The 8,677-nt window shown below is 74.7% G+C and carries 6 protein-coding genes; 4 read left to right on the forward strand and 2 right to left on the reverse strand.

Going from position 1 to position 8,677, the window contains the following annotated elements; genetic code table 11:
- Positions 1-573, reverse strand: a 573-nt coding sequence (locus ACFU74_RS30130; RefSeq protein ID WP_380762386.1) for a TSUP family transporter, incomplete at its 3' end; no start/stop codon positions are given.
- Positions 570-1,967 carry a rhodanese-like domain-containing protein gene (locus ACFU74_RS30135; RefSeq protein WP_380762378.1) on the reverse strand — a complete coding sequence of 466 codons (1,398 nt, stop codon included), beginning with the start codon at positions 1,965-1,967 and terminating at the stop codon, positions 570-572. The genes ACFU74_RS30135 and ACFU74_RS30130, both read right to left, overlap by 4 nt.
- A 139-nt stretch (positions 1,968-2,106) precedes the next feature.
- Here ACFU74_RS30135 and ACFU74_RS30140 point away from each other — a divergent pair, with 139 nt between their 5' ends.
- The 4 genes from ACFU74_RS30140 (at position 2,107) to ACFU74_RS30155 (ending at position 8,657) form a co-directional block, all read left to right on the forward strand.
- Positions 2,107-2,778, forward strand: coding sequence for a maleylpyruvate isomerase N-terminal domain-containing protein (locus ACFU74_RS30140; protein ID WP_380762380.1), 672 nt, complete (start codon positions 2,107-2,109; stop codon positions 2,776-2,778).
- A 142-nt stretch (positions 2,779-2,920) separates the two neighbouring features.
- A complete protein-coding gene (locus ACFU74_RS30145; protein ID WP_380762382.1) occupies positions 2,921-5,071 on the forward strand; it encodes a restriction endonuclease in 2,151 nt (716 codons plus the stop codon).
- 188 nt (positions 5,072-5,259) lie between these two features.
- On the forward strand, positions 5,260-6,024 hold the full coding sequence (locus tag ACFU74_RS30150; RefSeq protein WP_380762388.1) for an ABC transporter ATP-binding protein: 765 nt from the start codon (positions 5,260-5,262) through the stop codon (positions 6,022-6,024).
- Between the two features lie 74 nt (positions 6,025-6,098).
- Positions 6,099-8,657, forward strand: a complete 2,559-nt coding sequence (locus ACFU74_RS30155) for an ABC transporter permease (RefSeq protein ID WP_380762384.1) — start codon at positions 6,099-6,101, stop codon at positions 8,655-8,657.
- Positions 8,658-8,677: the final 20 nt, after the last annotated feature.

The following is an 8,677-nucleotide window of genomic DNA, read 5'->3' on the forward strand; positions in this document are numbered from 1 at the left end:
CAGGGCGCCGAGTCCGGCGCCGGCGGCGGCGGCCCGTCCGCGCCGGGCGCCGGGCGCCGGCGCGTCGGCCGGCGCCGGGCGGGGCGGGCGCAGCATGCGGACGGCGGCGAGCGCGGCGACCAGCGCGAAGGCGGCGGTCAGCACGTTCTGCGGCAGCTCGGCGGCGGCCGCTCCGGTGAGGGCGGCGGGGAGCAGCCCGGCGGCGGCGAAGGCGAGGGCGGTCCGCCAGCGGATGGTGCCGGCCTTCATGTGGGCGACGATCGCGGAGATCGAGGTGGCGAGGACGATCAGCAGGGCGGCGGTGGTGGCGGCGGCCGGGGAGAGCCCGAGCAGGTAGATCAGCGCGGGGACGGCGAGGATGCCGCCACCGCCGCCGAGCCCGCCGAGGACCAGTCCGACGACCGCCCCGGCGGCGAGCGCCAGCAGCAGCGTGGTCATCGGCACCGCCCGGGGAGGCGGGCCGTGGTCCGGCGGGGGCCCGCGGTGTGCGCGGGTATTCGGGGGACGGGTGGTGCGGCGTGGTGCATGGTGGTGCTCCTGCGGGGGTGGTGCCGGGCCGGGAGGGGCGCTCAGGCGGTCACGACGGTGAGGCCGGCCTCGGCGGCGGAGGTGAAGGCGTCGTCGACGGCGACGACCTCGCGTCCGGCGGCGTCCAGCAGGGAGGCCGCGATGGCGGCCCGCATGCCGCCGGCGCAGTGCACCCAGACGGGGCCGTCCGGCAGTTCGGTGCCGCGGCGGTGGAGCTGGTGCAGCGGGATGTGGTGGGTGCCGTCGAGGTGGGCGGCGGCCCGTTCTGCGGCGCGGCGGACGTCGAGGACGACCGGGGCCGGTCCGCCGTCGCCGCCGTGGCCGTCACCGTCGGCCGCGAGGGCGGCGGCGAGGTCGGCGAAGGTGGCGCGGCGGAAGGTGCGGGGGTGTTCGCCGGGCAGCAGCCAGTCCTCCGGGCCGCCGGTGGCGGCCGCGGCGGGGCGGTCGACGCCGACCCGGGCGAGTTCGCGCTGGGCGGCGGCGAGCTGGTCGGGGCTCTCGGCGAGCAGGGTGACCGGCTTTCCCCACGGGATCAGCCAGGCCAGGTAGGTGGCCAGCTGTCCCTCGGCCTCGATGTTGAAGGACCCGGCGAGGTGCCCGGCGGCGAAGGCGGTGCGGGCGCGCAGGTCGACGACCCACTCGCCGGCGGCGAGTCGGCGGGCGAGTTCGGCCGCGTCGGCGGGGGCGGGCGGGGTGAGGTCGACGGGCGCGGGGCCGGCGGCGTTGAGCGGGCCCATGTGGGCGTAGTAGGCGGGGATGTCGTCGAGGCCTGCGAGCAGGTCGGCGACGAAGGTGTCGACGTCCTTGACCAGGGCCTCGTTGCGGTGCCGCTCGGCGCCGATCGTGGTGGCGGTGCCGGTGCTCTGTCCGGCTGAGCAGAAGCTGCCGAAGCCGTGGGTGGGCAGCACGGCCACGTCGTCGGCGAGGCCGTCGGCGAGCCGGTGGGCGGAGGCGTGCTGGGCGCGGGCGAGGTCCTCGGTGAGCCGGGGCTCGACGAGGTCGGGGCGGCCGACGGTGCCGATGAGCAGCGAGCCGCCGGTGAACGCGGCGACCGGGCGGCCGGCCTCGGCGAGCACGTAGGAGGTGTGGTGCGGGGTGTGGCCGGGGGTGGCGACGGCGCGCAGGGCGAGGCCGGCGGCCGGGTCGACGTCGAACTCGTCGCCGTCGTGGACCAGCACCCGCCGGAAGGAGACGGCGGCGTCGGCGGGGACGAGGTAGTGCGCGCCGGTGACCCGGGCGAGTTCGAGGCCGCCGGTGACGTAGTCGTTGTGGACGTGGGTCTCGGCGACGTAGGCGATCCGCACGCCGCGCCGGGCGGCCGCGGCGATGACCTGGTCAATGTCGCGCGGCGGGTCGATCGCGACCGCTCCGTCCGGGCCGCCGGCCAGGTAGCTGCGGTTGCCGAGGCCCTCGATCTCCAGGGTGTCGACGAAGAACACGTGCCTCTCCTTCACAGAGTCGTCTCGGAGTCTTCTCAGAGTCGCTGTACCCCCCGGGGTATCTGTCATCGACTGTAGCAGAGATACCCCCGGGGGCATCGAATGCCGCAGGAGCACCCTGGCGGGTAGCCTCCCGCGCATGATCACCACCGGTCCCGCCTCCGACTGCCCCACCCCCGACGACCTGGCCGCCGTGCTCCGGCTCGCCGTGGACACCCTGAGCGCCGCCCCGGCCGGCGCGGACTGGTCCCGCCCCGCCGGCGCCGTCGACTGGGACTGCTGGAGCACCGTCGAGCACCTCGCCGACGACCTGCTCGCGTACGCCGCCCAGCTCGGCCCCCAGGAGCCGCCCCGCGACCACTACGTGCCGTTCGTCTCGCGGCGGCCCTTCCCCGGCGGGCCGAACAGCTTCGTCTTCGCCCGGCGCGAGGACGGCCCGCGGGGCCTGCTGGAGGTACTGGAGGCGAGCGGCGGGCTGATGGTCGCGACAGCCCGGACCAGGACGCCCGAGGTCCGCGCCTTCCACCCCTGGGGGCTCGCCGACCCCGCGGGCTACGTCGCGATGAGCCTGGTGGAGACGCTGGTCCACCTGCACGACGTCGCCGAGGGCCTCGGACTGCCCTGGGACCCGCCGGCCGACGTCTGCCGCCGCACCCTCGCCCGGCTCTTCCCGGACGTGGCACCCGACCCGGCCGCCGGCCCCTGGCCGACCCTGCTCTGGGCCACCGGCCGCACCGCGCTGCCCGGCCGCCCGCGCCGCACCGACTGGCGCTGGTACGCGGACGTCCCGGAGCCCGCCCGGCGATCCTGACGCCGCCTCAGCACCGGCCGACGCCGCAGGTCGCGGGCCCTTTGCGCACTCCCCCGGTGCACGTTCTATTGTGGCGGGCGCGGCGGCGGCGCGGCCGGGAGGCGGGCGCCGCGGCGGACCGGCGTGGAACGAAGGGGTGGACGTGGCGGGGCGGCGGAACAACGGAGTGCTGGCGGTCTGGGCCGAGACACAGCGGCAGGAGCAGCGCCGGGAGGAGGCCCGGTGGCGCGCACAGGTCGCCGAGCAGCGCCGACGGGAGAAGGAGCAGCGCGACGCGCAGAAGGCGGCGGCGCGCACCGAGCGCGAGGCGCAGAAGGCGTACCAGCAGTCCCGGGAGGCCGAGGCGGCCCGGCGGACGGCCGAACTGGACGGCCGGGTCGAGGAGTTGCGCGGACTGCTGACGGCCGGGCTGAACGCTCCGGCGTTCCGGGCGCAGAGCCTGCTGGCCCCGCGTCCGGTGCCGCCGTTCGAGCCGGGGCGCCTCGGCGAGCCGGTGCCGGTGCCGGACCAGTCCCGCTACCAGGTGCCGCCGCCGGACCCGGCGCAGGCCCGCAACCCCGGGGTGTGGCGGCAGTACGAGCAGTACGTGGCACAGGCCCGGGCCCGGTTCGAGCAGGACTGGTACGCGGCGCAGGCGGCGGAGGCGGACCGGCAGCGCCGGCTGGCCGAGTACCACGGGCAGTACCTGGAGTGGGTGGCCGCATTCCGCCGGGAGGACGAGCAACGGGCCGCCCGGACCGAGGAGTTGCTGCGCCGGCTGCGGTCCGGCGAGGCGGAGGCGGTGCAGGAGTACTTCACCGCCGTGCTGTACGCCGCGGCGGGCTGGCCGGAGGGCTTCCCGCACCGGCTGGTGGCGGCCTGGGAGGCGTCCGGCCGCCAGCTGGTGGTGAACTGGGAGCTGCCGGGCGCGGACGTCGTCCCGGCGACCGCCCGGGTGCGGTACGTGAAGTCGGACGACCGGGAGGCCGAGGTGGCCCGCCCGGCGACCGAGCGCAAGGCGCTGTACCGGGAGGTGCTGGCGCAGACCTCGCTGCGGGTGGTGGCCGAGCTGTACCGCGCCGACGGGGACGGGATGCTGGCCTCGGTGGTGCTGAACGGCTTCGTGCGCGGCATCGATCCGGCGACCGGCCGGGAGGCGGAGCGGTTCCTGACCACGGTGACGGTCGACCGGGGCGAGTTCGCCGGGCTGGCGCTGGACCGGGTGGCGGCCGTGGAGTGCTTCCAGGGCCTGGGCGGGGTGCTGTCGGCGCGGCCCGAGCGGCTGGACGAGGTGCGGCCGGACCGGCTGCCGGAGACGGTCGGCGGCAGCGTGGCCGGGCAGGGCGGCGAGGACGACCCCGACCTCTTCGCGATGGACCCGATCGAGTTCGAGGAGCTGATCGCCGAGCTGTTCCGGCTGCGCGGCTTCCGGGTGATGACCACCGCGCGCAGCGGCGACGCCGGGGTGGACGTGGTCGCCGAGGACCTCGACCCGGTGACCGGCGGGCGGATCGTCATCCAGGCCAAGCGCTACCGTTCGACGGTCTCCCCCACCGCGGTGCGCGACCTCGACTCGACGGTGCGCCACCACGGCGCGATCAAGGGCATCCTGGTCACCACCGCGGGCTTCGGACCGGGCTCGTACGAGTACATCCGCAACAAGCCGCTGACGCTGGTGAGCGGGCCCGAGCTGGTGGAGCTGCTGGCGGAGCAGGGGCTGCGCGGACGGCTGGGCGAGCGTCCGAACGGCGGCGGGCCGGCGGCCGGACGCGAGGCCGCCCCGAGCACCCAGGCCGCCGCGGCCACCACGCTGGCACTGTCCTGGCGCAGCCGCACGGCCGGCGGGGACCCGGTCGAGCTGGACGTCTCGGCGTTCCTGTGCGCCGGCGGCCGGGTGCTGGACGACGAGCACTTCGTCTTCTTCAACAACCCGCAGGACCCGCACGGCGCGGTGCGGCTGCACCCCACCCGCTCGGTTCCGGGCGAGCCGGTCCGCCGTGCCGAACTCACGCTGGATCCCGGCCGGTTGGCGCCGGGCGTGGACGAGGTGGTGGTGGCGGTGTCCACCGAGGAGGAGGAGCCCCCGGTGCTGCCGCTCGGCTACGTGCACGGGCTGGCGGTGACCGGCGCGTTCGGCCCGGACGCGGACGGCCCCGCCGAGTGGGCCGCGCAGACCGGCGGGGTGTCGCAGAGCGCGATGGTCCTCGGCTCGTTCCAACGGCGCGGCGGCGTCTGGCGGTTCACTCCGAGCGGGACGCCGGTGCAGGACGGGCTGGCCGGGCTGGCGGTGCGCTGGGGCGTCGCCGTCGAGTAGCCGAGGAAGCACGGGCCTCAGGGTCGGGCGTCATACCTGAGGATGAGAAGACCCCCCGCCGGACCGCCGGGTCGGCGGGGGGCCCGTGTACCCGGGAGCGACAAACCGGGCACGAACCGGTTGCGAGAATGGAATGGAAGCCGATCTTCCGATTCTACTTCCGCACCCTCAGGAGCCCCCTCGTGACGATGCCCGCAACCGCCGTCCGCACCGGCCCGGCGGCCGCCCGCGCCACCGGTCTGAACAAGGTCTACGGGGAGGGGGAGACCCGCGTCGTCGCCCTCGACAACGTCAGCGTCACCTTCCCGCAGGGCGAGTTCACCGCCATCATGGGCCCCTCCGGCTCCGGCAAGTCCACCCTGATGCACTGCATGGCCGGCCTCGACACCGTCACCTCCGGCTCCTCCACCATCGGCGACACCGAACTCGTCGGCCTCAAGGACAAGCAGCTCACCCAGCTGCGCCGCGACCACATCGGCTTCATCTTCCAGGCCTTCAACCTGCTGCCCACCCTCACCGCCCTGGAGAACATCACCCTCCCGATGGACATCGCCGGCCGCAAGGCCGACAAGCAGTGGCTCGACCGGGTCGTCGAGACCGTCGGACTCTCCGGCCGGCTCTCCCACCGCCCCAGCCAGCTCTCCGGCGGCCAGCAGCAGCGCGTCGCCTGCGCCCGCGCCCTCGCGAGCAAGCCCGACATCGTCTTCGCCGACGAACCGACCGGAAACCTCGACTCCCGGTCCGGCGCCGAGATCCTCTCCTTCCTGCGCAACTCCGTGCGCGAACTCGGCCAGACCGTCGTCATGGTCACCCACGACCCCGTCGCCGCCTCCTACGCCGACCGCGTCGTCTTCCTCGCCGACGGCCGCATCGTCGACGAACTGATCCACCCGACCGCGGACACCGTCCTGGACCGCATGCGCCGCTTCGACGCCAAGGGCCGCACCAGCTGACGCCCCGCGTCCGCCGCCCGCCCCGGCCGCGAACCGGCCGCCGTCCCCACGACCCCCAGGACTGACACCACCCCATGTACCGCACCGCACTGCGCAATGTGCTGGCCCACAAGGCCCGACTGCTGATGACGGCGCTCGCCGTCCTCCTCGGCACCGCCTTCGTGGCCGGCACCCTCGTGTTCACCGACACCTTCGGCAACGCCATGCGCTCCCAGAGCGCCAAGAGCTACACCGACATCGCCGTCACCGTCAGCGACGGCGCCGCCGTCACCAAGGGGTACGACAACGGCGACCAGACCTCCGGCACCCCCTCCCTCACCGAGGACACCCGCAAGGCGATCGCCGCGCTGCCCGGCGCCGCCGAGGCCCGCGGCGTGGTCAGCGGCTTCGCCGGCATCGCCGACCGCAAGGGCGCGCTGATCGGCAACGGCTTCTCCACCACCGGCACCAACTACGTCCCGGGCGCCGACGGCACCGACCCGCGCTTCCCGCTGGTCGACGGCCGCGGCCCGCGCACCTCCGGCGAGGTGGCGCTGGACGCCAAGACCGCCGAGAAGGGCGACTACAAGGTCGGCGACACCGTGCGCGTCGCCGTCAACGGGCCGGTCATGGACCTGAAGCTCACCGGCACCGTGACCACCAACGACCCGCGGGTGCTCTCCGGCGGCTCGCTCGCCGCCTTCGACACCGCCACCGCCCAGCAGCTCTACCTGTCCCCGGGCCGGTTCGCCGAGATCGACGTCAAGGGCAAGCCCGGCGCCGACGACGCCGCGCTGCTCGCCGCCGTCCAGCAGACCCTGCCCGCCTCCGACGAGCTGGAGGCCCGCACCGGCCGCGAGCTCGCCGACGAGCAGGACCGGATGATCGAGGCCGGCACCAAGGGCATGTCCACCGCCCTGCTGATGTTCGCCGCCATCGCGCTCTTCGTCGGCATCTTCATCATCGCCAACACCTTCACCATGCTGGTCGCCCAGCGCACCAAGGAACTGGCCCTGCTGCGCGCCGTCGGCGCCAGCCGCAAGCAGATCACCCTGTCCGTACTGGCCGAGGCCGTGCTGGTCGGCCTGACCGCCTCGGTCGGCGGCCTGGTCGCCGGCATCGGCATCGCCTCCGGGCTGCAGGCCGTGATCGGCTCGCTGGACACCGGCATGCCCACCGGCCCGCTGGTGATCGCCCCGTCCACGGTGATCGCCTCGCTCCTCGTCGGCACCGTGGTCACCGTGCTCGCCGCCTGGCTGCCCTCGCTGCGCGCCTCCCGGATCGCCCCGGTCGCCGCGATGAGCTCGGCCGAGCAGCCGGCCACCCAGAAGTCCCTGCTGGTGCGGAACGTCATCGGACTGTTCTTCGCCGCGGTCGGCGTCGCCGCCCTGCTCGGCGGCGCGGCCGCCAAGGAGGTCAACGTGGTGGCCCTCGGCGCGGGCGCTCTGATGATCGGCGTCTTCGTCCTCACCCCGCTGCTGTCCCGCCCGGTGATCGCGCTGTTCGCCCCGGCGCTGCGCAGGCTGTTCGGCACGCCCGGCAAGCTGGCCCGCGAGAACGCCGTGCGCAACCCGCGCCGCACCGCCGCCACCGCCTCCGCGCTCACCATCGGCGTCACCCTGATCACCGCGCTGACCGTGGTCGGCGCCTCGGTGAACAAGGCCGTCGACGAGGCCACCGAGGTCGACCTGAAGGCCGACTACGCCGTCGCCATGAAGAACTACTCCGCGCTCTCCCCCGAGCTCCCCGGCAAGATCGCCCAGACGGCCGGGGTCACCATGGTCAGCGCGGTGCGCGAGGTGAAGGTGAAGGCCGTCGCCGACGGTGACACCACCTGGCTGACCGCCGTGGACGCCGCCACCTTCGACCAGCTGGTCGACCTCAAGGTCACCGCCGGCGCCGCCGACTCCCTCAAGCAGGGCAAGCTGCTCGCCACCACCGGCTACGCCGAGCGCAACAACCTGGCGGTCGGCTCGACGCTCGACGTCACCTACCCGGACGGCAGCCGCGGCACCCTGGCCGTCGGCGGCCTGGTGGAGCAGAACACCGAGGTCTCCGGGGTCGTCGCCCCCGAGCAGGTGGTCGGCGCGCACGCCGCCGCCGGCTCCGGCCCGAAGAAGGTCCTGGTCAAGGGCTCCGACGGCGCGACCCCCGAGCTCAAGCAGGCGCTGCGCGACGCCACCGGCGGCAACCCGCTGATCAGCGTCATGGGCGAGAAGGACATCAAGGCGGAGAACAGCAAGCTGGTGACCTCCCTGCTGAACATCATGTACGGCCTGCTGGGCATGTCCGTGGTGGTCGCGGTGCTGGGCGTCATCAACACCATGGCGATGTCGGTGTTCGAGCGCCGCCGGGAGATCGGCATGCTGCGGGCGATCGGCCTGGACCGCCGCGGCATCGGCCGGATGGTCCGGCTGGAGTCGCTGATGATCGCCCTGTTCGGCGGCGCGGTCGGCGTCCTCCTCGGCATCGTCACCGCCTGGGCCGGCACCCGCACCCTGGCGGACACGTTCAAGAACATCACCCTGGTGGTCCCGCCCGGGAAGATCGCCTTCTTCCTGGCCGCCGCCGCCGTCATCGGCCTGCTCGCCGCCCTCTGGCCCGCCCGCCGCGCGGCCCGCATGGACATCCTGGGCGCCATCAAGAGCCAGTAGCCACCACCCCGAACCCGCGG

It is taken from the genome of Kitasatospora sp. NPDC057500 (assembly GCF_042802195.1).
In the GTDB taxonomy this organism is placed as follows: domain Bacteria; phylum Actinomycetota; class Actinomycetes; order Streptomycetales; family Streptomycetaceae; genus Kitasatospora.